The organism is Nostoc sp. (assembly GCF_036917415.1).
GTDB lineage: Bacteria > Cyanobacteriota > Cyanobacteriia > Cyanobacteriales > Nostocaceae > Nostoc.
The window spans coordinates 50,503-77,493 of record NZ_JBALDJ010000114.1 but is presented as its reverse complement, the minus strand read 5'-3'; the positions used below and the strand labels follow the sequence as shown (position 1 = coordinate 77,493).

Here is a 26,991-nt window from a genome sequence, read left to right as displayed (position 1 = left end):
GCTTGAGTTAAGTAATCAATAAAGCTAAAAAATCAACAAATAGGAATCAAGGTTAGCAATTGTGAATACTAAATCTATCAACAAAAACGCTAATTTTTCTCAAGCTTTGGGAACAAAAAATAATCCTCCATCAAATCAAATTTTATTTGAAACTTCAACTGGATCTTCTATTTTCTCTCTGGCATCGCTGAATGAAAAATCTCCAGAGTCAGAATTAACCCCTACGGTTGCAGAGGCTCTAGTTGAGATCCTGGAAAATTTGGGAGTTAACTATGCATTTGGTGTTTCAGGAGGCGGTATTGGCCCATTATGGGCAACATTGAACCGTAGCAGCATCGAGTTGCTTCACTTTCGCCATGAATCAGGTGCAGCTTTTGCCGCTACCGAGGCTTATTTTGCCAGCGATCGCCCCGTCGTGGTATTCACTACTACAGGCCCTGGTATCACTAATGCTCTGACTGGGCTTTTTGCTGCACGAGGGGAAGGAGCAAAGGTAATTTTCTTGTCAGCTGCAACCTCAACTGGAAATCGCGGGCGGGGAGCTTGTCAAGAAACCAGCGCCCACACAATGCCTTTCTCAGGAATTTTTACATCAGGCCCACTATTCAATTACGCAACCATATTAGAGTCTGGAGATCAACTACCAGAAATTTCTCGCAGACTTGCCCAAGGTTTAGCACAACCAGGTAGCTTTGTAGCCCATATTAGTGTTCCCACCCCAATACAGACGACACCATTAAAAGTACAGTTACCTCAATCAGTGTTTTCTCAATCTGTACCAACTGCCAGTGAAGAAGCGATCGCTGAATGTGTAAAGTTGTTATCAGCAGAATCTTTTGCTATCTGGGTTGGCTTTGGGGCGCGACACGCCGCCGAGGAAATCCGCCAGTTGGCAGAAAAAACTGGAGCGGCGGTAATGACATCACCTCGCGCCAAAGGCATTTTTCCAGAACATCATCCCCAATTTATCGGTGTCACAGGCTTTAGTGGGCATTTATCTGTCCTGAAATATATGCAGGAACAACGACCACAACGCATACTAGTGTTGGGAACGCGCCTTGGTGAGCCGACTTCATTCTGGAGTCCGGCAATGATTCCTGTTAATGGGTTCGTCCATGTTGATATCGATTCGCAAGTTCCAGGAGTGGCTTATCCATCAGTAGAGACTCTTGCTGTCCACTCGGAAATCAAAGCATTCCTCAAAGCTTTATTAAAACACCTTCCAGAGCGTCTTAATTGGTTTCCCACTTCCTCACTACCGCGTCCTGAAGCCTACACAAATACTCAGCGCCCAAATGGCTTAGTGCGACCCGAAGCACTGATGGATGCAATTCAACGGCTGATTATTGAGGGTAGCGATGCCTCAATCTTAGCTGAAGCGGGTAACTCTTTTGCTTGGGCAACTAATTTACTGCGATTTAACCAACCAGGTCGTTACCGGATTAGTACTGGTTTTGGGTCTATGGGTCATGCTGCTACTGGGGTAGTTGGTACGGCATTAGGGCGAAAAGGTAAAGCCGTTGCGATTGTTGGGGACGGAGCAATGCTGATGAACAACGAAGTTAGCACAGCAGTGAAATTCGAGATTCCAGCTATCTGGATTGTACTCAACGATGGACGCTACAATATGTGCGCCCAAGGAATGGCATTGCAGGGGTTAAGTGGGAACGTCCCTATAGATACGGAGATACCGAGTACTAATTTTGCTGCGATCGCTAGAGCTATGGGAGCAAACGGCATCTGTGTTAATACTGAATCTGACTTGGAAGCAGCTATAGAAAAAGCACTTGCCTCTACTGTTCCATTCATTATTGATGTGAAGATTGACCCAACCCGACCCGCACCGATTGGAGGTCGCATTCAAAGTCTGATTAAGCAAGGAGCCATAGAAGCCAAAACAGGCCGTTCCTAAATCTGTGCATCTAGATAAATCCTCAATCTGCTGCCCAGAAGTTAATCAAAAAGTCATAGCAATAAGACTTACGCACTCAAAACCTAAAACCTTGATCCCCCCTAACCCCCCTTAAAAAGGGGGGATCTAAAAAGCCCCCTTTTTAAGGGGGTTGGGGGATCTCTTATCGACTGCTATATCAGTATTTTCCAGTTCCATTATGTAACGCCAAAAACAAAATCAAAAGGAGATTTGTCATGACAACATTAGAACCAGTAGGTATTCGCGCAGTCTCAGTTAACTTTCCTCGCATCATCCGCACAAACGATTACTACAGAGAAAATTTCCCCAAGATGGTTGCTGAGGCTGAACAAAAAACTCTGGCAAAACTGTTTGTACCCGATAATGCCACAATCGATAGTGACGACGATATCTGGTCACAAGAGGTAGCACCGTATATATCAGACCCCTTCCGTGGTACTGTCGAGCGAAGGGTATTAGCTGCCGATGAGACTTCGCTCTCACTAGAATATCGCGCTGCTATCGATGCTCTCAAAGCCGCAAAGCTATCTCCTGAAGACATCGATCTCATGCTGGTTACTTCACTGTTTCCAGAGCAAATCACACCTGGTAATGCTGCCTTTCTCGCTGGGAAACTAGGACTACATGGTGCGGCGTGGAATATAGAATCAACTTGCACTTCAGTGTTGGTTTCGCTTCAGACGGCCTGTTCTTTGGTGCAAACGGGACGGTATCGCAATGTGTTAGTGGTTGTCTCAACTACGTATTCACGCTATACCGACGAAAATGATACTTTGGCGTTTTTATCAGGCGACGGTGCTGGAGCCTTTGTAGTTGGTAAGCTAAAACCAAATCAAGGTATTCTCGGTACGAAAATTGCCAATACCTCTGCTACCTGTGGAGCCTTCTATAATGAATTCACCACCGATGAGCATGGCAACGTCAAAATGTTCATCCGAGGCGGCAAGGGTGCAAGTAAGATGTTCAACGAGACGACGGTGAAGTTTATTCGTCTATGTTGCCACGGTGCGATCGCTGATGCTGGACTCACTTTAGATCAAATCAACTTTTTTGTTTTTAATACACCCAGTGCTTGGTATTCACGAGTTTGCATCCGCGCTCTAGATATTGAACCAGAGCGTACAATCAATATCAATCCCCTATATGCCAACATTGGGCCAACCTTTCCCGTTGCTAATCTCTATCATGCCGCCCACGCAGGTAAAATTCGTGAAAACGATTTAGTTCTCGTCTATACAATGGGTTCGTCATCTAATGCTGGTGGTTGCGTAATGCGTTGGGGCGATGTCGCGCTAGGCCCTGCTCCCGCTCACTCAGTCAGCCTTTCTCAACCAGAGGATAGAATTCTGATCCGTCACTAGAATTCTAGTCCTATATCAATTTGAGATTGTGCATAAAACTGTATTGCTATTCCTTTCACAATACAAGGATTATGTACATACAGATGGTATTTTTTGAAATGCGTAGGCGTAGCCCACCGTAGGCATCGCTTGCCAAACAATGAAATTCCCAGCATTCAAGTATAGCTATATTGCGAGATAACTAAAATGGCTTTGTTGAATAAATTCTCGATGGCTTCTGTTATCAGCACCGCAGCATTTTTAGTTTTAGGAATGGTTGACATAAATCCAGCCGAAGCTGCTCTTTTTAAATTTACTTTCGAGGGTGAAGGAGCAAATGGTTACTTTATTTATGATGACTCAGCTAATAAGATAGAACCTCTTGGGCCGAACTTTCCTCTTGCTGAGTATGATGGCTCAGTGGAAAAGTATTTTGTTAATGCAGGGGATATTCTGGCTCAGGGAAGAAAAGGATCGCAGCAAGATATACATGATGAGGCCAGAAATATTGTTTATCTTGGACGTGCTGGTAATTTGGGCTACGATGGTGCCATTGATGACTTTATTCTTTACGTTCCTCCGGCTGCTCGTGGGCAGCAATACGGTTTGTCAATTCGCTTTAGTTACCCAGAGGGAACCTTTTCAGATTCTGTTGTCCTACGAACGAGCCTACCTGACACCGCTAGACTCAGAGTTTATCCATACTGGGACTTTCCTAATACAACGGGAGACTACACCTTTGAAGGAACTGTTAAAACAAAAATCGAGCAAATTCCTGAACCTGCATCAGTGTCTGCATTACTGGGAGTAGGTGCTTGGTTTCTCTTCCGTCGTCAGCGCCGACAATTATTATCTGCACAGGATTAATTACACCGAGCCAGTTTAATATATTTAGGTCAAAAAAGAATGCAACAAATAGACCATTTGTAGAGACGCGATTCATCGCGTCTTTAGCCAAGAATGTGTTGCAATCATTAATTTAATTGGTATTAGTTTTAAGAACTAATTTAGCAATCAATCTTTTAGAAAGGTAATAAAAATGGCTTTATTGAATAAATTATTGCTTCCTGCTATTTCAAGCGTAGTAGCATTAGTCATGTCAGTAACATTAAACATAGATACCGCTCAGGCAGCATTGTATAAATTCACTTTCGAGGGTGAGGGAGTGAACGGTTACTTTACTTACGATGACACTACCATAGGGTTTGCAGATTCACCGAACGCTACCGGATATTTTGAAGGGGGAGATGATTATAAATTTGACTTAGGCGAGAAGGGAGTTTTTCAAGGAACTATTGGCAATCCGATTGTTTTTTTACCCCGTCTAGAAGATGGTATTACAGCACCTGAAACCGACGATTTTCTTTGGGAAGTACTCGCTTCTCAACGGGAACCAGCATCCCCCTTCGCTTTCGTGAACTATTTTCATTACCCAAAGGGTTCATTTGAGGGATCTACCGCTATACGAACAACAGTCCCAAGTACTGCAATCCTTGATGTCTATCCAAATGTGGACTTTCCTAATTCAATAGGCAACCTGCTGTATACAGGAACCGTCCAAACCCGAATTGAAAAAGTTCCTGAACCTGCATTGTTGCCTGCATTGTTGGGAGTAGGCGCTTGGTTTATCTTTCGTCGTAAACACAAATTAAGTACTTAAGGGTCAAATCAATATGGATAGGCTCACATTTATTACACATACATATCAACAAACTAATATGTCAGCGACACTCCAAGAATGGCGAGTGCGGGGACTCCGGGGTGCAACTACAGTTAGTCACAACTCACCACAAGCGATCGCCGAAGTTGTGGATGAGTTATTGAATGCCTTAGAAGTCAACAATCCGCTAGATCCTGCCGAAATCGTTAGTGTCACTTTTTCCGCCACTCCTGACTTAGATGCAATAGACCTCTTGCATAAATTACAAATTAAGAACCCCACACCGCCAAAGCTACGCTTTGTATCCCCTCCTCGCAAGCGGGAAGGAGATTAAGGAATGGGGTGTTAAGCACTTTTGCAAGATATCTAATACTCTTAGCAGCTAGGGATGTCGAACAAAAACAACCATATTTTGTTAGTAAACAAAGTGCGATCGCTAATCAACCTATAGCATCATGAGCCGATAAGAGTTTCAGAGAGTTCTTGCATAAATCCAAGACCTTGTAGACTCAACGCTAATTTTTACGATACAACCAAAAATGTTAACCAGAAAGCAATTTTTAACGATGAGTGCAGGTTTAGGATTAGGAATTCTGCTTCCCGAAGTAATCAAAGCCAAGAGAACCTATGCAGCCTCGCCTCGACTCTCAAAATTTACCGAGTCTCTGCCCATTTCATACCCTATTTCACCACCTAGTACCTTAGATATTGCGCCAGGTAAACATTCGTTCCACAGCAGCTTAGGGTCTTTTCCCACCTGGGGTTACGGCGGATTGCCTTATCTTGGCCCCACTTTCGAGGTAATAAGGGGAACACCAGTTAGGATTCGGGCATTCAACAAACTCGGTACTCATCCATTAGCTGGGTCAGTCGATACAAGCTTACATGGTGTGAATGCGTCCGACATAACTAACCCACGGACAGTCATACACTTACACGGCAGCAATACCGAACCTGACAGCGACGGTTATCCAGAAGACACATATCTGCCCGGACAGAGCAATGTGTACAACTACAACAACAATCAAGAAGCAGGGACACTCTGGTATCATGACCATTCCCTTGGCATGACCGCTTTGAACCTCCAAGCTGGGCTAGCTGGGATGTATCTGATTCGGGATGACGACGACCCTATAGGTGGCAATGGCCCTCTTGGTATCCCTGCTGGAGCGCCCTATGAAGTGCCCTTGATACTACAAGATCATTCGTTCAATTCCAATGGTTCAATGTCCTTTCCAGCAAAATGGGATCATGAGTTTTACGGTGATGTTGCTGTCGTCAACGGTAAGGCTTGGCCAAACCTCAATGTTGACCGAACTTTGTACCGCTTCCGCATCGTCAACGCTTCAAACTCCCGATTCTTCAGACTTAAGCTGTCGTCAAATCAGCAACTAATTCAAATTGGCTGTGACGGAGGATTCTTGAACGCTCCAGTATATTTGTCTAAGCTACTGCTGGGGCCTGGTGAACGAGCTGATGTACTAATCGATTTTTCTACAAGTCTGCCAGGAGATAAGATTGTATTGCAAAATGACGCTGCTGCACCGTATCCCAAGGGCTTGGCTACGGTCATTGACCAGGGTTACTTTAGAATGCCAGAAATCATGCAGTTTACAGTGAATCAAGGCGCTGCTGTTTCTAAAGCTATTCCCATACGGTTGCGAGTAAACAATCCATTGATAACAAAGATTGCTACCAAACCAGTAAGACAGCGCAACCTGGTTCTAACAGATATTTTGAACTCTAACTTTCAGGTGTTAGCGATGATGCTCAATGCAGTTTACTGGCATGAAGCAGCCAACCACCCAGAATTGAGGGAGCAACCACAAGTAGACACAGTAGAGCAGTGGAACTTCATCAATCTCCAGCCATTCGCCCACACAATGCATTTGCATCTAGTGCCATTTCAAATCCTCAACCGCCAATCAATTAATGATACTGCCTACTCCGCAGCATATAGGGCTACTGGGCCGCGTCAAGTACTTATGCACCATGCACCTGGTGGGGATAAAGTGCCATTCGGTTATCCACCACTTGATCCTACCCCCTATTTAAAAGGTTTAGCAAAACCACCAGCAGCAAACGAAGCTGGTTGGAAGGATACTGTGGTAGTCAATCCATTTGAGGTTGTTCGTCTGATAGTTCCCTTCGGTGCTAAAGCCACAGCGAATTTACCTTTTGGCAATTCATTTACTGGACGCTTCGTGTGGCACTGCCACATGCTTAATCACGAGGATAACGACATGATGCTACCCTTTGACGTGCTACCGTAACCCTTGCCAACAGCTATTAGTTACACAAATAAGTAGTTATGAAAAATCCTTGTTAATAGTGGTTTGAAATAAAAGGTAAAATAGAATGAATTTTGACAAAAAGCTTGCAGTTACCATTACTAGTATGGTCTGCATTTTAACAACTACAATGGCTCCTGTTTCAGCTGCAATTTTTAATTTTTCCTACTCTGGTACGAGTGTACTTGACCCAAATGACATTGTTACAGTTGCAGGAAAATTAACAACTAACCCCTACGATTCAGCCACAAATAGTTATGAAATTATAGATATTACTGGCACAAGAAATGGCAACCCAATAGAGTCTTTATTCTCTCCAGGATCGTTTCTTGACAATGACAATCTCTTATTAGCTAAAACTCTGGCATTGGATGAATTCGGATTTGCTTACACCGTAGAAGGAGAGTCATATAATGTATTTCACACTTATGACTACTTAGAAATAGGCGATCGAGGTTATTATACAGGTTATCCCCTCACTTCTTTTTCTATAACACCTATCCCTGAGTCTTCGTTAATGTTAGGTCTACTAAGTATAACTGTTTTAGTGGCTATCAAAAAAAAGAAACGGTAGATTAGCTCATTTAAAAAACTCGATAATCCCAATTTGGGCGTTGCTGATTCAGGTAAAATGGTAGAGACAATTCATTAGCAACAGCTTCACCTAAATCAACTAAAATCAGCCAGATGGTAAACACACTTTAGAGGTGACTTTATATAGTATTTATCTAAAAATTTAAAATATCTAATGATTCTTCTATCTCTAAATCTAATATTATTTCTCGTGTATCTTTGAGTGCTTCTAGTTTACCTTCTTTACGATAGATGTCTGCCGCTTTTTGAAAATCTTCAATTGCTCCTTGTTTATCTATAATTTCTAAACGAATATTGCCACGATTATAATAAGCATCAGCATAACTAGGATTAATCTGGATTGCCTGAGTATAATCTTCAATTGCGCCCTCAAAGTCTCCTAAATCTGAACGAGCATTACCACGGTTGTAATAAGCATCAGCATAACTGGGATTAATCTGGATTGCTTGAGTATAATCTTCAATTGCACCCTCAAAATCTCCTAAATCTGAACGAGCATTACCACGTTTTTTATAAGCTATGGCATCTTGAGGATTAATCTTGATTGCTTGAGGAAATCCTGGCTGAGAGCCTAATAAATAACGAGCAATCCCACGGTTTTTATAAGCATCAGCATAATGAGGGTTAATTTTAATAGCCTGGGTATAATCCTCAATTGCTCCTTGGTTATCTCCAACATGAGAACGAGCTTCAGCCCGATTTTTATAGGTTATGGCAACATTAGGATTAATTCTAATAGCTTGAGTATAATCATTAATCGCTTCCTCTAATCGCCCCAATTGATAGAGAGCTAAACCTCGTTTATTGTAAGATTTAGCATCATGAAGATTCATCTGGATTGCCTGAGAATAATCTGCGATCGCAGCTTCATAATCTCCTATTTGATAATTAGCTAAACCTCGTTTATAATATAAAAAATCAACATCGCTTTGATTAACTTTTAAGGCTTGATTATAGTTAGTAATTGCATTTGTATATTCTCCCCTTTGAAAGCATTCATCACCCCATTTTACATAAAACATATTTAAATCTTTACGATCGTATTCAGGCTGAAAAGAAGATTTTAGTACCTGATGATTAGTTGGCTTAGATAGGATTTCCTGTTTTGGAAGATATTTATAAATAGGTGGTTGTTGCCGAGAAGAATTATTTATAGAAGATTGTAACTGTTCTAGATAGCACCATAAACCACCACCATATAGTAATTGTTCTATTCCAAAAGAAATTTTACCAGTCTTCAACTTAATCATTCGGGTTGGGAGAAAGCCAGCCAAAAAAAGGTGATACTCAGATTGTGCTTCACTGACATCTTCTTGAATTAAAATGCAAACTACAACTGCATTTTTTTCAACTTCTTCAGAACTAATTGACCATTTAACTTTGTCAATGTCACCATGACGTGATTTAACCTCAATACCACTAGATGGGTCAGAAGTCAAGGTAAAATCTATATTACCATCGCCGCCAAATCGCTTTTCATAATCGACTTCGGTAATAAAATCAGCTAAACGTTCTTTGACAACTTCCTCACCCAACTTTCCTTTGAGATAGCTAATAAAAACATCACGGACTGGTAAAACACGTTTATATTTTTCAGCCATCTGCCAGCAAAATTCCCGTAGTGCCTTTAATCTCTCTCCAGAAATTATAGTTAATTCACTATATTGACCTTCTGTTTCACAATGAAGCAGACAACCAGATGCTAACCTTTTAATAAAATCAGATTGTAGCGATCGCAGTAGTGTAATCCAGTCCATTTATGTTTCTGCGAATCTTTTGATGAGATTATTCTATTAAAATATCCTTTCGGCGTAAACCTTTTAATTAGCTTGGATCGTATTCCCAAAAATTGTTTACTATTTTGCAATAATTCTTAATTTAACTTACTATTAGTCTTCCATGTACTCCTGACCATAATTCAGGATCTTCCAAATACGGGTTCATTCCTGGAAATGGATAAGTCATAACAAATATCTCAAAACCAAAATTTTAAAAGTAATTTTCATAGCCCCATCCTCGCTTGCCTGTTGGGGTGAGATTCTAAGAACAACTAGTAAGGGCTGCCCCACATTGATCTTCCCTTGTCAACCAACCCTTAACACCTTGATATTCTACCTGCGCCCAATCTCCTTGACAACCTAGCAATTTGACAGCCGTATTAGCAGGAATTATTCTCGCTTTTTGGCTTTTTTGATCTATGGCAGTATATAAATACACGCCATTAGTACCGTAGCCTCGCGTTGTTAAGCCTAACTTTGGCACAAATACCCATCCAGTTCCTTGAAAACCATTGCTAGCATTAGTAATTTGCACCCAATTTCCAGCCGCACCAATAACCTGAACTGTTTCGTTGATGGGTATTTGTCCTATAATTACGTTATTTGTACTTGCACCACTCCGCACATTTAAACCTTGGGCATCTGTATCGGTGACGTAGGCAAAAAGATCGCATTTTTGAGAATGAATTGATTTCGCTAAACTTATTTCACTAGCTATACCAGTATTGAGTATCATATTAATACAACTGAATGCCAATCCGATCGCTAACTTTGATCCTAGATTTTTCACTTTTTTTGTCATAATTTCTTCAAGTTTCTGGCATCATTATCCAAAGCTGGAGCCTTAGTTTATATCTCCGAATCTACCTAAACAAATTTTGGTTAACTTTGTAACGTAGTTCTATCAAAGAAATTTTAGTACTATAATAACATTTTACAAAATTTAGTCCTGCGATGTCTACGACGGGCTACGCCTACGCTGATGGATGCAACACAACGATATCATTGAGTATTAATGTGTCAGTATATGGTGTAGTTAACGCCAACAGTAAGTTAAAATTTCGACAAAGATTCATTAAGTTATATGAATAAGAAAATACATTCCATATCAGATAGCATAGTTCAAGAAATTAATAATCTCGACAATGTGAGTATTTTAGAATTAGACAAAGAAGAAATTATTAGCTTATTTAAAGCTAATGGAATCTTACTTTTTAGAGGATTTAATGTTAATGTTGATATTTTTAAAGAATTTACCAATCTCTTGAGTATCGATTTTATCAATTATGCTGGTGGTGCATTCAGTAGAAGGGTAATTAATGGAGATGAGACTCTTTTAAGCGTCAATGATTTTAAATCTGAGATTAAGTTGCACGGCGAAATGTATTATCAGCAGAATATCCCACTTATGCTGTGGTTTTTCTGTGCTAATCCACCATTAGAAGATGGTGAAACTACGGTATGTGATGGTAAACAATTTTTTCATGAAATTAGTAGTTCAACCAAAGAGTTATTCAGCAAAAAGAAGTTAAAATTTACTGTTCGGATATCTCAAGAGGACTGGCAGAAAAAATATCAAACAGATGATTTGAATCAGCTAGAAGAAATGTGTCAGAAGAATAATACGCTTTTGACAGTAAATAACGATAAATCGATTCTGCTTGAATACATTTCTCCAGCCATTATCCCCAGCAGATGTGGAAAATATCAGGTATTTATTAATAGTCTATTACCCACAAAGCAGTTAAGCCCAAAGATTCTTAATTTTGAAGATGATTCAGAAATTCCTGAAGAGGTTGTCTCTGAACTTAATGAAATTGCTGAAAAAATAACTATAGAAATTTCGTGGCAAAAAGGCGATATTTTAATGATTGATAATACAAGAATACTTCATGGGAGAAGGTCTTTTGCTGACGATCAAAGAGATATTTATATCAGGCTATGTTCTCCAGCTTTTTCATTTTGATATTTGATTACAGCAGTTTTCATTTATTTAAATAATATCTGTCGTAAGGGTACAGCATTACTGTAACTTACTGCGCGATCTATAATACAATACGTTTCAGTTAAGGGTTATTAGTGTAGATAATTGGTCTTTCAAGACGCGATAAATCGCGTCTCTACATCAGAGTTTTGTTGCTCTATCTAAACTGTATCGATTTATAACACGTTACTTCATATCATAGCCAAACAAATTCGGGTCTACTTCTCCTAACTGCAACTCTGCTAAACCATACTCCGCCCATCGTTTCTCTACCATCGCCGCCACATCTGGGTCGGATTCTAAAGGCGAACCCCATTCATGGTTTGTTTCTGGCGGAATCTTTGTAGTTGCATCAATTCCCATCCGTCCACCTAAGCCAATCTTTTCACTGGCAAAATCCAAGGTATCAAAAGGTGTATTTGGCAAAATAAAGACATCCCGCACTGGGTCAACTTTGGAACTAATCGCCCACACAACTTGACGCGGATCGCGAATATTTATGTTTTTATCTACAACAATTACAAATTTAGTGTAAGTAAATTGTGGTAAAGCACTCCAAAATGCTAAAGCCGCCCGTCGCGCTTGTCCTGGATATGCTTTATCAATAGAAATAATCGCCGCTTTGTAACTCAAAGCTTCCATTGGGAGGAAGAAATCGACAATTTCTGATACTTGTTGCCGCAGTATGGGAGTATAAATGCGATTTAGTGCGATCGCCATCATCGCTTCTTCTTTCGGTGGACGACCGCTAAATGTTGTTAAGTAAATTGGATTTTTCCGGTGCGTCATACACTCAAAGCGTACCAACGGCGAATCCTCAACACCGCCGTAATAACCCATGTGGTCGCCAAAAGGCCCATCTGGTAAAACTTCCCCTGGTGTAATTGTCCCTTCCAAGACAAATTCGGAATCTGCGGGAACTTCCAAATCTACAGTTTTACATTTTGCCAACTGCACACCAGAACCGCCGTAAAGTCCTGCAAACAGCCATTCTGATAAATCTACAGGGATGGGTGTGGCAGCTGCCATAATAATTAGAGGATCTACACCAAGTGCGATCGCAACTTCTAATTTTTTCCCACGTTCGGCTGCTTTTCGCAAATGCCTCGCCCCACCCCGCACCGATAACCAGTGAACCGTCATCGTATTCTGAGATTGTAGTTGTAAACGATATACTCCTACATTCGGAGTACCAGTTTCACAATCTTTGGTAATTACTAGTCCCAGCGTGATAATCTTGCCAGCATCATTAATATAAGGACGTATCAAAGGCAACTTATTTAAATCTAAATCATTACCTTGAAGCACAACTTGCTGACAAGCGGGGAAAAAGTCTCGTCCTGGTTTCGCCTTCACCACATCAAACAGCACTTTTCCAAAATCTATCGCCTGGGAAATCTTCTTCGGTGGTTTTGGCTGTTGCAGCATACTCAATTTTTTCCCCAGAGTTTCCAACTCCTCTGGATGCTGCATATTCATCGCCCAGCAAATCCTTTCCACAGTTCCCATCAAATTTACCGCCACCGGGAAGGAAGCGCCTTTGACGTTTTCAAACAACAACCCTGGCCCACCTTTTTGCAGCATCCGGTTGGAAATCTCAGCAATTTCTAAATCTGGGTCAACTAAAGCTGAAATTCGCCGTAATTGTCCTCTTTCTTCCAAAATTTTAATGAATCCCCGCAAGTCTCTCGCCATTGTTCTAATAAAGCTGATTATTTAAGAAGTGTGAAGCGCTTTCTTATATTATGGGGCATTGGGGATTGGGGAGGCAGTGCGGTCTTCTCCCAAGGGGAGACGCCAAGGGCGATAGCAAAGCGGTAGCGAGTCATCGAGCGTCTGGGGTTTCCCCAAGTAGAGCAACTGCCGTCATTGGGAAGAGATAAAAAAGAAACTTGTTCAATCATTCTCCCTTGTCCTTCCCATTCAGGAATTTGTTGGTTTTAATTCAATACAGTTCAGAATGAGCAACAAAACCCTGATGTAGAGATGCGATTTCTCGCGTCTTGAAAGACCAATTATCTAGACCGAACTTGAGTATCCCCCAGAAGTGATGCAAGGAATTGTAAAAGCACTTAAACCTGGTGGTCGGGTAGTGCTGGTTAAATATCGCGGTGAAAATTCCTTTATCACGATCAAACGTCTACACAAGATGACTCAAAAGCAAGTCCGTAAAGAAATGCAAGCTGTTGGTTTGGTTTGGCGGGAAACTAAAAACTTGTTACCCAACAGCATTTAATAGTGTTTGAGAAACCCGATCGGGCTTAGGCAGTACATCACAAGAAAAATATGTACCAAGGCCATAATAAAGTAAGACTCCTTGCCAGAGCAGAAAATCATGGTCAACCTATCATTCAAGCAGCGAATTCCTCATTTAGAAAATGGCGATCACCTTACTCGCTACGAATTTGAGCGACGCTATCAAGCAATGTCCCGTCATCAAAAGGCAGAATTAATTGAAGGAGTTGTATACTTTGCATCCCCATTGCGCTTTGAAAGTCATGCTGAACCACATGGTCATACAATCACTTGGTTGGGAGTTTATGAAGCATCAACCCCTGGTGTAAGATTGGGAATTGAGCCAACAGTCCGCTTAGATCGAGACAATGTACCGCAACCAGATGGAGTGCTATTAATCACACCAACAGCTAAAGGACAATCTCGTTTCAGCAATGATGATTACATAGAAGGTGCGCCAGAACTGGTAATAGAGATAGCAGCTAGCAGTGTTGCTATTGATTTACATGACAAGAAAAAAGTTTATGGTCGTAATGGAGTAAAAGAATATATTGTTTGGCAAATATTTGAAAACAAATTAGATTGGTTTAGCCTGCAACAAGGAGAATATGTGTCGTTAGAAGTGGATGCAGATGGAATTATTAAAAGTCAAGTATTTCCTGGTTTGTGGTTATCAATGTCCGATTTAATTGCTGGCAATATGCAGCAAGTATTGGCTGTATTGCAGTTGGGATTAAATTCACCAGAACATCAAATATTCTTACACCAATTATTTGGGGAAGGAAGTTCGTAATTAATTACGAATTACGAATTACGAATTACGAATTACAAGGCTGGCGCTTTTGGTTGCACTATCCCAAACAATCCAGTTAAGAGAATTATCTAAATCTTCGGGGCTATTTGATACTTTGAAATATAGCTTTTCTTCGCCTTTTATTTCAATGGCAAAGTCGGCATTTTGAGCATAAACGACTATAAAACCTTTATCTCGCAAACAATACATCGCCCAGGCTTTCAATGATTGCTTGTATGGTTCGTGTGGAATTGGCGGTTTTGCAATCGTGTCTTCAATTACTTTAAATATTTGTGTGAGTTTAGCGGTCATAGTAAATTAAGTAGTGTTTTTTAAGAGCCAAAGCAAAGGTCATTTGCAGCTATACATAAGAAAAGATTGAGGTTTTTAAAATCACAAAGGTGGGTTCTGCTTGTGTGGATACAGTTTCCAAGCATCGATTTCACTGTGCATCTCTAATATCTGTTCTATCCATTCGAGCATTTTCAAATATTATCCCCAAATTGTTTTCAGATTTAGTACAAAACTAGGTAAAACACTTTCTCCAGAAATAGTTTGAGGTGATTTTAAAACTTCCACATCTTGTTCAGGACGATAAATTTCTACTTCCTGTTTTTTTCGATTTATTAACCAACCTAAACGACACCCATTTGACATATACTCATGCATTTTTTCTTGAACTTTTTTAAAAGTGTCAGATGGTGACATTATTTCAATCACAAAATCAGGACATAAAGGAATAAATTTTTCTCTTTGTTCTTTTGTCAAACTATCCCAACGAGATTTTTCCACCCACGAAACATCAGGAGAACGGTCAGCACCATTTAGTAAGGTAAATCCAGTGGAAGAATCAAAAACTTCACCTAGTTTTTTTTGTTCATTCCATGATGCTAATTGCAGAATTAAATTAACGTTACTTCTTCCAGTTTCTCCTCCCGTCGGTGGCATTATGACTAGTTCTCCTTGGGCATTGCGTTCTAGTTGTAAATCGGGGTTTTCTTCACACAACTGATAAAACTGCTCTCTTGTCAGTTTCAGAATTGAATTCAAGTTTAATGTCAGTGCTGTCATAGAAGTATTTCCCTTTTTTACTGACAAATAATTATTTAATCGACATCTGGATCGCAACGAATTTCAATCATAAAGCCATCTGGATCGTAAAAATACACTCCTCTACCAGTAGGACGAGTGACTGGGCCATGTGCGATCGCTATTTTATTTTCTCTGATTACTGTCACCGCGCGATCGAATAACTGTGGATCGATGTCAAAGGCTAGATGGTAAGCCCTGGTAAAGGTCTTTTCTGGATTGGGATCTGGTGGTGATAATTCTGGTTCCCCAAATAAATCTAGAATTGTACCATCAGGAGTGATGAAGTTAGCTACTTTCCCAGATGCGACTAGTTCCACCAGAGTTGCGGGTACTTCGTCGCCTGTGAGTTCATGCAAACCCAGGATTGTGCTATAAAAATAGCGCGAGGCTTGCATATCCTTGACGTTGAGGGCAATGTGATGTACTCTACGCAGACTTCCTGGCGCAATAACACTGTTCACGAATTGGGTGCTAGATAGCATAATAAAACAAAATTTCCCTACAGAGATAGAAGCTCGACTTATTTTTTAAAGTTTATTATGAATAATAAACACTAAGCATGGCTTTTGATTATTCTTTAGACTTTCAAATTATTGATTTTCGCCAACATCCTGAACTCTATCGTGTTGGCAAGGGTGAGCAAGGTGTACTTTTGGTTGAACCATACAAATCAGAAATTCTTCCTTACTGGCGGTTCAAAACTCCAGATATTGCTAGAGAGTCGAGTGAAAAAATCTACGAGCTTTTTCTTGATTATTTAGAGAAAGATGATTTTGTCGGCGCAGATATGGCACGGAAATTTATTCAAATGGGCTATACTCGCTCCCGCCGTTATGCTAATCATAAAAGCGGCAGGAAGTACAAACAAAATTCGGAAGATTCAAGCTCCAAAAAAGAGATTCTTCCCTATGAAGTAGATCCAGTGAAAGCTGAATCAGCAGCAATATTTAAAGCTAAGTGGATAGAAGCAAAGACAAACGAGAGATATCAAGAGCTTTTAGCCAAACATAAGCAAATGTATGAAGTAGATTAGTAACTTTCGTAGGGTGCGTTACCTTGCTAACGCACCCTCCAAGATATTTTTGGTACGTTAGCAACAGCTAACGCACCTTACCAAACAGCTAATGAGTCTTTTATACTCGCCGACGAGTCTTTTATACTCGTGAATGAGTCTTTGATACTCGCTGACGAGTCTTTTATACTCGTGAATGAGTCTTTGATACTCGCCGACGAGTCTTTTATACTCGTGAATGAGTCTTTGATACTCGCTGACGAGTCTTTTATACTCGTGAATGAGTCTTTGATACTCGCTGACGAGTCTTTTATACTCGTGAATAAGTCTTTGATACTCGCCGACGAGTCTTTTATACTCGTGAATGAATCTAGAGGACTGATTTCAGAAACTTTTTACATTGTCGCTGATTAATTAAGAGTAATGCGATCGCATCTTTTCTCTCAGCAATCCAACAATAATCATGCCCAGTATTACTAAATACGGCATGACCTGTGATTTCTCGCTTTAATTTCTTAGGCAGGCATTCATTAAGCAGCACTTTCATAAGAAGATAATACCTTTTTCAGGGCTAGCTTGAGAAACGCTGTTGCCTGTGCGCGGCTCACAGTGGGAAAATCTTCTAGAAAGTCATCAAGGCGATCGCCTGCTTTGAGATAATCAACCAATGTTTGTACTGGTACGCGAGTTCCATAGAAAACTGGTGTACCAGAAAGGATGTCGGGAGAACTCTGTATTAATTGAGGTTCCATATCGCATCTGGCAGTGTGATATTGAAGGACTGCATAAGCTGATTACATTGTTAGCGATTAATTTCAGATTAACGCGATCGCATCTCCCCCTCACCAAGCCAACCAAAATCATACTGTGCAACAATAGCTGTAGCTTAGTCGGAGTACAAAATATGGACTGGCAACGGTACATTCATAGCCATTGATAAAGTTGCCGTCCCAACTGGGTGAGATAGGGTAGATAATCTTTTTGTTGAGCATAATAATTTTGCTCGCACAAATTAATGAGTGCTGCCAACTCCGTTTTATCCAGGCGACGCGAGCCATAATCACAGCGCAGTTCAAAAGTTTGCTGTTGACTGAGGGCGAAGGTGAAGTTTAGGGGCATGGCTGACAGCAGTAGTTTCCACAGTAACCTTCACCGTATTATCACCTTTTTCCCAAAATTATCTGCGATATTCGTCGCCGCAATCGCCGATTAGCTGGTACAAATCGCGTGATTGGCGAGATACTGCATTGATGCGATCGCGATCGTCAGCATCTAAACTAAAACTAAATACTTTGGCGTTATCTTCTATATGTTCAGATACCCCAAGTCTGGCACCAACTATCACACCGCCCACAGTTGGCTGATCTAAAATGTAACGCACTGCCACGTTGGAAATGCTTACGTCATGCTTATTAGCAATTTCCTTTAAGATAGCCAACAACTCTTGAAATAAGCGCCAACCACCCCAAGCATCGATCATATTTTTATATTTTTTCAAACTAGCAGTGGAGAGATCAAATCCTCGCGGTTCCGGTTTACCCACATAGTTTTCTGATAACAAACTGCCGCAAAGTGTACCGTAAGTAAAAAGCTTTATGTCATGCTGTTGACAAAACTCCACCATATTAACTTCAGGGCGGCGGTCAATAAGGGAAAATTGCACTTGGTTAGAAACAATTTTGATACCTGCTTCAGTAATAATTTTTAAGTTTTCCGTGTCAAAATTAGTTAAACCTAGATGCTTAATTTTACCCTCAGTCTGAAGTTCTGCCATATATTTTAGGGCATCCAGATAATTTTTATCCTGATATTCCCACCAATGGAATTGCATCAAATCTAACGATTGTACATTCATCCTTCTCAAGGAAATATCAATATTTTCCTCGACAAGTTTTTTCGTCATTTTGCCTGGACGAGGTACCCATTTTGTAAAAGCTTGCACCTGAGATAAAGCATCTTTCCCACGAGTATCAATTAGTTGACAGCGAAACTCACCAATAAAATCTTCTGCGGGGCCATAATGATCTGCTAAATCCCAAGTGGTAAAGCCTGCATCTACATATTTGAACATAGTCTCAATAGCGACTTGGGGATTGATCTGTCCATGTCCGCCAGAGACTTGCCACATTCCATTTAATATGCGGCAGATGTTCAAATCAGGAGTAAATTGGAGACGACTAGCTGCGGGTAAGTTCATTTTCAATTTATGAGTGAAAAGTTAGGAATGGGAAGACTTAAGAATTACTAATAGATAAATCATAACTGATAATTCCTAATTCCTAACTTCTAACTCCCAACTCCTAATGTTTTAACGCCAGCCTTTTTCAGCTTGTTCGAGAACGTAAGCAGCAACGTCTTGAATTTGCTGTTCGCTGAGACGCTCTTTGTAAGCTGACATATTATTTTTACCATTGGTAACTATAGATATAACTGCCTCTATTGAATCCATACCATACTTTTTCAGCGCTTGCTTTTTGAGATTTTTACCTCGCCGAATTATGTTGCTACCATTGATATGACAACCAGCACAATGAACACTAAATATTTGTTCGCCGTTAACTGTGTCTGCTGCACTAGCAGATAAAGTAAAAGTACTAATTAATAACAAAAACGTTACTAATACTAATGTCAGTAGTTTTTTCAATTAAATTCTCCTGATTTGGACATACTGTTTACACACATAAGTGTTAAAAGCAATACTAAAGTGATTCAAAGTCAGTTGTAAATCCAGCAAAATTTGCACAATCTTCTTGAAAAGCTTCGACATCGCTGACATCCTCAATTTTATAAGACATGATACGCGTACCATCTGGCATTTTTTTGGAACCAATCAATTCACCTTGATATTTCTCTGCGATCGCTTTAAATTCAGTACCAGAAATCTTCCAGGCATCACCCGAACAAGTAATATTTACTCGCCACATATTTGACTCCCAATTACTACCATTAAATATTCATCATCTCACAAATGGGCAACATGCTACACATCACCTCTTTAAGGCTAGAATTTTCTATCTAAAGGAAGTACCGAGCCAGATCGGGCTACGCCATAATGATGATGTAGGAACATTTCTAGAAAATTTTATCCAAATTAGTTAAATCCCAAGAGTTGAAAATGCCTAACAATATCAAGCAACAAATTCAAGCCGACCTGCAACAAGCAAAAGAAACTGGACAATTAAGAACTGAGCGGATTCGAGAAATAGTAAAATCCGCAGTTTCTCAAGTAGCTTCTGAGTTTAAACAAGGTTCTAGTGAAGTTCGTGGCCTTGTGAGAGATGCAGTATCTGCTGTAGTTGAAAACTTCCAAGAAAAAGGTAGTGAACTCAAAGATGAAGTGACAGCTTCCATTGAAGGAGCGCTGGAAGGAATTAATAGTCAAAGACACGAAAACATTGCTAAAACTCAAACAGATATCAAGCGGCTACAGGCTCAATTGGATGGTGAAGAAGAACAACTCCAACAAGAGGTTGATGTAATTCTGGCAGAAATTGAAGAGACAGGTAAGGAAAAACCTGCGAGTACCAAAACTGCTATTGATTCTGCTGTCAATGCTATTAAAGATAGTGAAGAAGTAGGATTGTTAAAGAAACGTTACGCGCAACTGCAAGCACAGCTAGCCATTGTTCGAGCTAATATGGCTGCACGCTATGGCGGACGGAATATGGAAGTTCAAGATTATCTAGACGAGGCTAAACACTGGTATGATAAAGCTCGTCCCCAAGCAGAATCTATGGTTGTACAGGTAGAACAGAAGCGATCGCAACTAGAAGAACAATTAGGAGAAGCTGGTACATCTTTAGCAAGAAAAGAGCGCCAAATCAAACAAACATTGAGGCAATTACTCTTAACGGCAGCTGACTTGTTCAAAGATAAGCAACCTGTTGAGAAAGAGCGTGAGACTATTCATAAATAGACTGTTTTAACGTTTAATTGACTTACAAAAGTAGGGTAGGAAATTCTCACCCTACTTTTGTTGAAACGGTAGTTTTCATCAGACTTTTTGTATGAATCAAAAGTTCTCATCCTAAATCCCTCTCCCCATCTGGGGAGAGGGACTTTGAAATTAGCTCCCCTTCTCTCAATTTGGGGAGAAAGAGTTGGGGGATGAGGGCTTTACATTGCACTGTATTATATATAAAAAATAGTAAATGGGTAATTATCTATCGTGCAACAATTACCCATTTATAAAACTCTTATTGCGTATTAGTAAATACGTCCTTCTTGATTAACTTGCTCGTCATGCTTGGCGATAACCCAAATTGCATGAATACTACCAGGAAGCCAACCTAAAACTGTGAGCAAAATGTTAATAATCAGAGTCGGGCCAACTCCAACTGTCAAGAAAACGCCTAAAGGAGGAACTAACAAACCTAAAAGAAAACGAACTAATTTCATGATGTTACAACTTTGTGATTTTGTTTAATTACATTTGAGATGCCGAATTAGGAAATCCATCTTCGGAGATTTTATCTAGGAGAGAAACATGACTTAACTTCCGTTTCTACTAGTTCTAACTTATCTAGAAGAAGGTAATTCAGCTTGATTCTTTACATCACCACTGCTGGTTAAAAGGTTTCTTTCAACAAAGTAGTTGTTAATAAATGTGTTAGCAAAAGTTAAAATTACTGGCCCAAGCAGAAAACCAATAATTCCACGAACTGCGAACCCAGGAACTAGCACTGCTGCTAACCAAAAACACAAACCGTTGACAACGAGCGAAAATGCTCCAAATGAGAGAAAGTTAAGTGGTAGGGAAAGAGCAGACAAAACTGGTTTAACTGAACCATTAATTAGACCAATTACTAAAGCAGCAATCAAAGCTGCGGGGAAATTGGCAATATTAACGCCTGGAACAACGATATCGACAATCAACAGGCTCAAAGCTGTAGCTAGTGCAGTTAAAAATGGAGTTAACATTGTTTTTACCAAATAACTAGAGATTTTTTTGCGACTTCTTATATCATCTTTGACTATCTGCTAGGGTTTCACCTCCCTTGCAAGATAGAATTTCTTTCTACCATTAGGTCTATCATTGATAAAAATATAGCGGTTTTAAATACATTTTATGGGCGCCCATCTGTACGCCTATACATTAGACATAGGAGTAGAGACATAGCAGTACTACGTCTCTATAAGGGTTGTGGATAACGCATATTAATTTCTGGAGATTTCTAACATATTGCAATATTTTTAAGGGCGCGTTAAACAAATTTAACGCACCATAAAAATTTAAGATTAATTTAATGTCACAAGGCAAAAATCACTCAGATTTTCCCAAATCAGGCTTATAATAAAGGGCTGATTTATATAAGACTTGTTCTTGATGGGTTTCTAAAGTGCAATCAGACAATGGGTAAGTTACACAAGTAACAACATAACCAGCCTGTACTTCATTTGGACGCAGAAATTTTTGCTCGCTTTGATCGACTTCACCACTAATAAGTTTAGCAATACACGCAGAACATTCGCCTTGTTTACACCCAGATGGTAGGCGGATACCAGCTTCTTCCGCCATATCCAAAATATATTGATCGTCTGGTACTGGAATGGTGCGATCTAATCCAAGTGTAGGATTGATAAATCGAACTTGATAAACTGCCATCTGCTGTTTCTAATTATTGTTTAACTGCTTTCATCGACAAACCAATCCGTTTGAGTTTCTCGTTGATTTCTAAAACCTGCACTTTGACTACTTGTCCAACTTTAACCACTTTATTGGGATCGTCTATAAATCTATCAGCAAGTTGGGATATATGCACTAAGCCATCTTGATGTACGCCAATATCGACAAAGGCTCCAAAGTTGGCGACGTTCGTCACAATTCCCTCTAATTCCATTCCCACATTTAAGTCCTTGATTTCCTTAATTCCTTCTCTGAAGGTGGCATACTTAAACTCAGCACGAGGATCTCTACCTGGTTTTTCGAGTTCGCTAAGGATGTCGCGCAGTGTGGGTTCGCCGACGCTATCGGTAACGTATTTCTTCAGATTGGTTTTTTTGAGTTTTTCGGCAATTTGTGTTACCTGATTTAATGGCACATTTAGATCGGATGCGATCGCTTCTACTACAGAATAACTCTCTGGATGCACTGCTGTATTATCCAAAGGGTTGTCACCGCCGCGAATCCGCAGAAAACCCGCTGCTTGTTCAAAAGCTTTTGGCCCCAACTTCGGAACTTTCAACAGTTGTCGGCGATTTTTAAAGGCTCCATGCTGGTTGCGATGGGCGACAATATTATTGGCGACTGTTGCCGTAATTCCAGAGACGGATGTTAAAAGTTCTTTGGAGGCGGTGTTTAAGTCTACGCCGACGTAGTTCACGCAGCTTTCTACAGTGTCATCCAATTTCTTTTTCAACAATTTCTGATCGACATCGTGCTGATATTGTCCCACACCAATAGATTTGGGATCGATTTTCACTAGTTCCGCCAAAGGGTCTTGCAAACGGCGACCAATGCTAATTGCGCCGCGCACGGTAATATCTAAATCGGGAAACTCTTCCAGTGCCACTTTGCTAGCAGAATATATAGATGCGCCAGACTCATTCACCATCACCTTAACTGGTTTGCGTTCTATGGTTTGTAATACTTGCGTGACAAATTCCTCTGTCTCGCGAGAGGCTGTACCGTTACCAATGGCAATTAACTCAATTTTGTACTTTTCAATCAGATTTTTGACAGTTTGTGCAGCTTTGAGTCGTTGTTCAGCCGCTTGGTGGGGAAATACCGCCTGATATTCCAAAAATTGTCCAGTTTGGTCGAGGACAGCAACTTTACATCCAGTTCTAAATCCAGGGTCTATCGCCAGGGTTGGTTTCATCCCTGCTGGTGCAGACAGCAGCAACTCCCGCAGATTAGTTTCAAATGTCTTGATTGATTCTATGTCTGCATAAACTTTTTTCTCAGAAATTACCTCTCCCATAAGAGAGATTTTCATCAAACGATTGAATGCATCCTTCAGCATCGCCTGATAAAAATCTCGAATTGTCCGTACTTTGGTTTTAATTTCTTTCGACTCAAGATAGTAAAGTAGGGTATCTTCATCGAAAGCAATTTCAAAGCTTAATATTTTTTCAGTTTCACCCCGACACAACGCCAGCATATTGTGGGGTGCAATATTTTTTACCCTAATTTGATAGTTACGGTACATCTCAAATTTGGTTGTACCTTCAGGATAATCATCTTTGATGCGGGAGAGAAATACCCCCTCTTCTAAAAGATAGTCGCGGATATATGCGCGTAACTCAGCTTTTTCAGCTACTTCTTCCGCCAAAATATCAGCAGCACCTTTTAGTGCTTCTTCTGCTGTTTTTACTCCCTTCGTTTCCGAAATATACTTAGCCGCTTCCTCTAGTGAAGCCGTTGTACCATTTTTAACATTTAGCGACTTGATAAACTCTGCTAGTGGTTCGAGTCCTTTTTCTCTGGCAATGGTAGCACGGGTACGCCGCTTTGGTCGATAGGGTAAGTATAAATCCTCAAGTTCAGTTTTTTGTAAGCAGGATGAGATTTTGGCTTTGAGTTCATCTGTAAGTTTACCTTGTTGGGCGATCGCACTTAAAATCACCGATTTCCGTTCTTCCAGTTCTGTTAAATAAGTATATCGATCGGCCAGTTCGCGTAGTTGCACTTCATTCATCTCATCGGTGCGCTCTTTTCGGTAACGTGCAATAAACGGAATTGTTGCACCCTCCGCCAAAAGTTCCAGCGCGTTTTGCACCTGATGGGATTTGAGGTTTATTTCAGTTGCCAGTATTTGAGGAATGTTCAGCATTAGGTGTCTAAAATGAAAATGCTACTTCTAAAGGTAATATGCTAAATCCTTATCCTGGCGCAAGGCCAAAGTTTTAAGCTAATTTACCAGATGATTGCTCACAAGAGTAAAATTGGCGAAATAGACAAAACGCACCTACGCAAGTTTTATAACCCTTTCAATTTGCGTAGATGAATGAGAATTTGTCTAGTATTAGCACCTTGGCTGAGTCGGGAGAACGGCAAAAGTAGCATCACCCACAGGAATTGTCTGTTCCTAAACACTACGCAACTTCCCATACCACCTCATACGTACTTTTAAAGCTTGCCGCGCACACCATCGACCGCAGAAAAAAGAGTTGTCAAGCTTTTAGGCGCTTCATGTGTCGCAATAATTATTCCAATTGGCGTAATATACGACGTTGCGTAATCTTGATTTTCTATAATATTTATTTCGCTCGACTGTTGTAGCTAAAACCTCATTGGATGTAAGATTAACCACACTTACAAAAAATTTGTTTTAAAAACACTGCAACCTTTAGTTCAGAGGTTAATAAAATGCCTTTGTTTTTCTTGATACCACTATGTACGGCTTTAGCTACTGGCTATTTCTTTAAAAAGAGTACTGATGAGATAGCATATCTTGCAGGTGTATTCGCAGCGATTAGCTCGATCTTAAGTTTAGTATTAGCACCTTGGCAGATTCAGTTTGGATTATTAATCATTGTCTTCGTCATTACCAACAGACTTTTACAGGATAATGAGTCCAAACAATAGGAAAACAACCTAGAGAAACCTCTATTCAGCCAAGGGAACTTAGCGTTGTTTTTCTTGATACCACTATGTCCTGTTTGAGCCACTGTCTCCTTGTTTAAAAAGAGTACTAATTAAATTGCATACTTTGCAGCTATTAGCTTGATTTTAAGTCTATATTAACACCTTGGCAGATTCAGTTTAGATGGTGAATCATTATTACCAACAGATTTTTGTGAGGATAATGAGTCCAAACAAGAAAAAAACCTCTATCCAGCCAAAGAAAATTGGCAGACTACTAACTCTGTCTGAAATATATAAATTTAGATGAAGACTTTTGTAAATAAATAAAAAACAATTCAAACTCTCGATTGTCATCTAAAAATTCAGGCTGTAATTTAGTATAATGTTGTGTGATATTATCAGCACAAGTACTGTTGTTCAAGGTTCAATTTTTTTTGGATCAACTCTTAGCTTTGTATTTATCGAGTCTAATACTAACTTTTTACTTATACAAGTTTAATACCCAGAAATTACTTCATAAATGTACAAATTTCCAAGACAAAAATTCATGATAGAGGAGGATTTGTGTTTTATGAAGTTTTTGTTTAAGTGTATTTGTGAGTAGATAAATTCTTGATAAAGTATGACGATAAATTTGTAACATGCCTTTCTCGTGGTATTCTAGTAAGTAATTACATGTAACAATAAATTTTGAGAAAACAGCTAATTTAAAATTATCATGAAAAATCAAGCAACCCTAATACTAAATGGTGTAGGAATATCTCAAATTCAATGCAAGCAACTTCAACTTAAAGTTGATTAGCCAACGCTAGTTTGAATTAGTTGTTTTGTTAAAAAGGCTCTATTTGGACATTCAGTAAAATTCCCTATAAACCTGTAAAGCGTATTACTGTAAATTGATTTATCTCTCTATAATTTATGCAGCCAGTCAGACTTGTATTACTTATTGTATTTCCATGCCCAAAAGAGCACGTATACATACTCAATTTGAGTAAAAACCATTACTTTTATAAATCGGCTTAATTTCCAGCCGAGATTACAGATACGTCTGTAAGCCAGGAGAAATTTGATGATATATCAATACATTAATTAACTTTCCTGGAGCAAATAGAGAATATTTATCAATCCAGCTAGGTTTTATAGTTTGAGAAGATCGATAGTATCTTCAAAAGATTCTACAACAGGATACAACTGATGAAAGTTAATGAATGGGTTAATCAAAAATTATAGCAATCCATTTTGATTTAGGTGCATCTGTTGAATATGTGCATGGAATCAGAGTTCAGTAGCAGCGATGTCTACGACGGGCTACATCTACGCACACTGCAAACTTTATGTATGTAAGAGAATTTGTGACAAAGTTCTTAACCTTCCTATGTCTGCATCTACTACTAGATTATCGCGATCGCGCTAAAAATAGTCTTGGAGCAAACCTGGGTAGCATAGAAAATATCTGTAATTTACAGTTGGGCAAACTCTAAATTGATTGTCCCAATTGTCAAGCAATAAACTGGTTTGCTTGGGAGTCTAATCCAGTAAAACAATTAAGCGTGCTTTACTTTGAATCATATCGAACGCTGCCATGATAGAGCAATCATCCTGGAATAGGACATAGTATTTAGTTTTTAACTCTAGAGCATGAGCTTCAACGATCGTTTTGATATCAGTCACTTCAATATAGTCTTCCTAATTTTGTTATCTATTTACTGAAGTGGAGGTCGAATTGTAGAGAAGGTTTCGCCGAGATAT

General features: G+C 39.8%; 30 protein-coding genes and 1 pseudogene. 13 read left to right on the top strand and 18 right to left on the bottom strand.

Annotated elements, in window-relative coordinates:
- Positions 1 to 61: 61 nt before the first annotated feature.
- The 7 genes from V7K41_RS25740 (at position 62) to V7K41_RS25710 (ending at position 7,798) form a co-directional block, all read left to right on the top strand.
- Positions 62 to 1,912, top strand: a complete 1,851-nt coding sequence (locus V7K41_RS25740; protein ID WP_334852798.1) for a ScyA-related TPP-binding enzyme — start codon at positions 62 to 64, stop codon at positions 1,910 to 1,912.
- Positions 1,913 to 2,148: 236 nt separating this feature from the next.
- Positions 2,149 to 3,294, top strand: a complete 1,146-nt coding sequence (locus V7K41_RS25735; protein ID WP_334852796.1) for a 3-oxoacyl-ACP synthase III family protein — start codon at positions 2,149 to 2,151, stop codon at positions 3,292 to 3,294.
- A gap of 186 nt (positions 3,295 to 3,480) precedes the next feature.
- Positions 3,481 to 4,140, top strand: a complete 660-nt coding sequence (locus tag V7K41_RS25730) for a PEP-CTERM sorting domain-containing protein (protein ID WP_334852794.1) — start codon at positions 3,481 to 3,483, stop codon at positions 4,138 to 4,140.
- A 172-nt stretch (positions 4,141 to 4,312) separates the two neighbouring features.
- A complete protein-coding gene (locus V7K41_RS25725; protein ID WP_334852793.1) occupies positions 4,313 to 4,933 on the top strand; it encodes a PEP-CTERM sorting domain-containing protein in 621 nt (206 codons plus the stop codon).
- 13 nt (positions 4,934 to 4,946) lie between these two features.
- Positions 4,947 to 5,267 (top strand): chorismate mutase, encoded by a 321-nt coding sequence (locus tag V7K41_RS25720; protein WP_334852791.1) that lies wholly within the window; start codon positions 4,947 to 4,949, stop codon positions 5,265 to 5,267.
- A gap of 232 nt (positions 5,268 to 5,499) precedes the next feature.
- Positions 5,500 to 7,206 carry a multicopper oxidase family protein gene (locus V7K41_RS25715; protein ID WP_334852789.1) on the top strand — a complete coding sequence of 569 codons (1,707 nt, stop codon included), beginning with the start codon at positions 5,500 to 5,502 and terminating at the stop codon, positions 7,204 to 7,206.
- Positions 7,207 to 7,291: 85 nt separating this feature from the next.
- The gene (locus V7K41_RS25710) at positions 7,292 to 7,798 is read left to right on the top strand and encodes a hypothetical protein (RefSeq protein ID WP_334852787.1); all 507 of its coding nucleotides are present in this window, start codon (positions 7,292 to 7,294) and stop codon (positions 7,796 to 7,798) included.
- Between the two features lie 154 nt (positions 7,799 to 7,952).
- Here the strand turns inward: V7K41_RS25710 and V7K41_RS25705 are convergent, their stop codons facing one another.
- From V7K41_RS25705 to V7K41_RS25695, 3 genes are all read right to left on the bottom strand, one after another.
- Complete coding sequence (locus V7K41_RS25705; RefSeq protein WP_334852785.1) at positions 7,953 to 9,575, bottom strand: tetratricopeptide repeat protein; 1,623 nt, start codon at positions 9,573 to 9,575, stop codon at positions 7,953 to 7,955.
- 121 nt (positions 9,576 to 9,696) lie between these two features.
- A complete protein-coding gene (locus V7K41_RS25700) occupies positions 9,697 to 9,783 on the bottom strand; it encodes a DUF4058 family protein (RefSeq protein WP_334853202.1) in 87 nt (28 codons plus the stop codon).
- Positions 9,784 to 9,858: 75 nt separating this feature from the next.
- Complete coding sequence (locus tag V7K41_RS25695; protein WP_334852783.1) at positions 9,859 to 10,398, bottom strand: SH3 domain-containing protein; 540 nt, start codon at positions 10,396 to 10,398, stop codon at positions 9,859 to 9,861.
- A gap of 282 nt (positions 10,399 to 10,680) precedes the next feature.
- Between V7K41_RS25695 and V7K41_RS25690 the strand changes: the two genes are divergently transcribed.
- Positions 10,681 to 11,562: a TauD/TfdA dioxygenase family protein gene (locus tag V7K41_RS25690; protein ID WP_334852781.1), complete on the top strand. Its 882-nt coding sequence runs from the start codon at positions 10,681 to 10,683 to the stop codon at positions 11,560 to 11,562.
- Positions 11,563 to 11,766: 204 nt separating this feature from the next.
- On the opposite strand, the gene V7K41_RS25685 is transcribed toward V7K41_RS25690, so the two are convergent.
- Positions 11,767 to 13,275, bottom strand: coding sequence for a UbiD family decarboxylase (locus V7K41_RS25685; RefSeq protein ID WP_334852779.1), 1,509 nt, complete (start codon positions 13,273 to 13,275; stop codon positions 11,767 to 11,769).
- Between the two features lie 331 nt (positions 13,276 to 13,606).
- On the opposite strand from V7K41_RS25685, the pseudogene V7K41_RS25680 reads away from it, so the two are divergent.
- Both V7K41_RS25680 and V7K41_RS25675 read left to right on the top strand, forming a co-directional pair.
- Positions 13,607 to 13,845: pseudogene (locus V7K41_RS25680) on the top strand (SAM-dependent methyltransferase); the annotation flags it as partial.
- A 70-nt stretch (positions 13,846 to 13,915) separates the two neighbouring features.
- A complete protein-coding gene (locus V7K41_RS25675) occupies positions 13,916 to 14,608 on the top strand; it encodes a Uma2 family endonuclease (protein WP_334852778.1) in 693 nt (230 codons plus the stop codon).
- Between the two features lie 18 nt (positions 14,609 to 14,626).
- On the opposite strand, the gene V7K41_RS25670 is transcribed toward V7K41_RS25675, so the two are convergent.
- From V7K41_RS25670 to V7K41_RS25660, 3 genes are all read right to left on the bottom strand, one after another.
- Positions 14,627 to 14,920, bottom strand: coding sequence for a hypothetical protein (locus V7K41_RS25670; protein WP_334852776.1), 294 nt, complete (start codon positions 14,918 to 14,920; stop codon positions 14,627 to 14,629).
- Between the two features lie 180 nt (positions 14,921 to 15,100).
- Entirely contained in the window at positions 15,101 to 15,679 is a 579-nt protein-coding gene (locus V7K41_RS25665) for a Uma2 family endonuclease (RefSeq protein ID WP_334852774.1), read from the bottom strand.
- Positions 15,680 to 15,714: 35 nt separating this feature from the next.
- A complete protein-coding gene (locus V7K41_RS25660; RefSeq protein ID WP_334852772.1) occupies positions 15,715 to 16,182 on the bottom strand; it encodes a VOC family protein in 468 nt (155 codons plus the stop codon).
- Positions 16,183 to 16,259: 77 nt separating this feature from the next.
- On the opposite strand from V7K41_RS25660, the gene V7K41_RS25655 reads away from it, so the two are divergent.
- Positions 16,260 to 16,733 (top strand): DUF4385 domain-containing protein, encoded by a 474-nt coding sequence (locus V7K41_RS25655; RefSeq protein ID WP_334852770.1) that lies wholly within the window; start codon positions 16,260 to 16,262, stop codon positions 16,731 to 16,733.
- A 349-nt stretch (positions 16,734 to 17,082) separates the two neighbouring features.
- Here the strand turns inward: V7K41_RS25655 and V7K41_RS25650 are convergent, their stop codons facing one another.
- The 6 genes from V7K41_RS25650 to V7K41_RS25625 form a co-directional block, all read right to left on the bottom strand.
- Positions 17,083 to 17,259, bottom strand: coding sequence for a hypothetical protein (locus tag V7K41_RS25650; protein WP_334852769.1), 177 nt, complete (start codon positions 17,257 to 17,259; stop codon positions 17,083 to 17,085).
- Positions 17,243 to 17,464, bottom strand: coding sequence for a DUF433 domain-containing protein (locus V7K41_RS25645; protein ID WP_334852767.1), 222 nt, complete (start codon positions 17,462 to 17,464; stop codon positions 17,243 to 17,245). The genes V7K41_RS25650 and V7K41_RS25645 overlap by 17 nt, the downstream gene beginning before the upstream one ends.
- Before the next feature lie 172 nt (positions 17,465 to 17,636).
- Positions 17,637 to 17,831 (bottom strand): hypothetical protein, encoded by a 195-nt coding sequence (locus V7K41_RS25640; RefSeq protein WP_334852765.1) that lies wholly within the window; start codon positions 17,829 to 17,831, stop codon positions 17,637 to 17,639.
- A gap of 58 nt (positions 17,832 to 17,889) precedes the next feature.
- Positions 17,890 to 18,909, bottom strand: coding sequence for an aldo/keto reductase (locus tag V7K41_RS25635; RefSeq protein WP_334852763.1), 1,020 nt, complete (start codon positions 18,907 to 18,909; stop codon positions 17,890 to 17,892).
- Positions 18,910 to 19,020: 111 nt separating this feature from the next.
- Entirely contained in the window at positions 19,021 to 19,356 is a 336-nt protein-coding gene (gene petJ / locus V7K41_RS25630; protein ID WP_334852761.1) for a cytochrome c6 PetJ, read from the bottom strand.
- Between the two features lie 55 nt (positions 19,357 to 19,411).
- Positions 19,412 to 19,636 (bottom strand): hypothetical protein, encoded by a 225-nt coding sequence (locus V7K41_RS25625; protein ID WP_334852759.1) that lies wholly within the window; start codon positions 19,634 to 19,636, stop codon positions 19,412 to 19,414.
- Between the two features lie 191 nt (positions 19,637 to 19,827).
- Between V7K41_RS25625 and V7K41_RS25620 the strand changes: the two genes are divergently transcribed.
- On the top strand, positions 19,828 to 20,628 hold the full coding sequence (locus tag V7K41_RS25620) for a histidine kinase (RefSeq protein WP_334852757.1): 801 nt from the start codon (positions 19,828 to 19,830) through the stop codon (positions 20,626 to 20,628).
- A 290-nt stretch (positions 20,629 to 20,918) separates the two neighbouring features.
- On the opposite strand, the gene V7K41_RS25615 is transcribed toward V7K41_RS25620, so the two are convergent.
- From V7K41_RS25615 to V7K41_RS25600, 4 genes are all read right to left on the bottom strand, one after another.
- Positions 20,919 to 21,110: a YqaE/Pmp3 family membrane protein gene (locus V7K41_RS25615; RefSeq protein ID WP_334698891.1), complete on the bottom strand. Its 192-nt coding sequence runs from the start codon at positions 21,108 to 21,110 to the stop codon at positions 20,919 to 20,921.
- 120 nt (positions 21,111 to 21,230) lie between these two features.
- Positions 21,231 to 21,632 carry a phage holin family protein gene (locus tag V7K41_RS25610; protein WP_292867426.1) on the bottom strand — a complete coding sequence of 134 codons (402 nt, stop codon included), beginning with the start codon at positions 21,630 to 21,632 and terminating at the stop codon, positions 21,231 to 21,233.
- A gap of 343 nt (positions 21,633 to 21,975) precedes the next feature.
- Complete coding sequence (locus tag V7K41_RS25605) at positions 21,976 to 22,317, bottom strand: 2Fe-2S iron-sulfur cluster-binding protein (protein WP_334852754.1); 342 nt, start codon at positions 22,315 to 22,317, stop codon at positions 21,976 to 21,978.
- A 13-nt stretch (positions 22,318 to 22,330) separates the two neighbouring features.
- Positions 22,331 to 24,487, bottom strand: coding sequence for a Tex family protein (locus tag V7K41_RS25600; RefSeq protein ID WP_334852752.1), 2,157 nt, complete (start codon positions 24,485 to 24,487; stop codon positions 22,331 to 22,333).
- A 2,107-nt stretch (positions 24,488 to 26,594) separates the two neighbouring features.
- Here V7K41_RS25600 and V7K41_RS25595 point away from each other — a divergent pair.
- Positions 26,595 to 26,723, top strand: a complete 129-nt coding sequence (locus V7K41_RS25595) for a hypothetical protein (RefSeq protein ID WP_334852750.1) — start codon at positions 26,595 to 26,597, stop codon at positions 26,721 to 26,723.
- A gap of 46 nt (positions 26,724 to 26,769) precedes the next feature.
- On the opposite strand, the gene V7K41_RS25590 is transcribed toward V7K41_RS25595, so the two are convergent.
- Positions 26,770 to 26,913 carry a hypothetical protein gene (locus V7K41_RS25590; protein ID WP_334852748.1) on the bottom strand — a complete coding sequence of 48 codons (144 nt, stop codon included), beginning with the start codon at positions 26,911 to 26,913 and terminating at the stop codon, positions 26,770 to 26,772.
- Between the last annotated feature and the right edge of the window lie 78 nt (positions 26,914 to 26,991).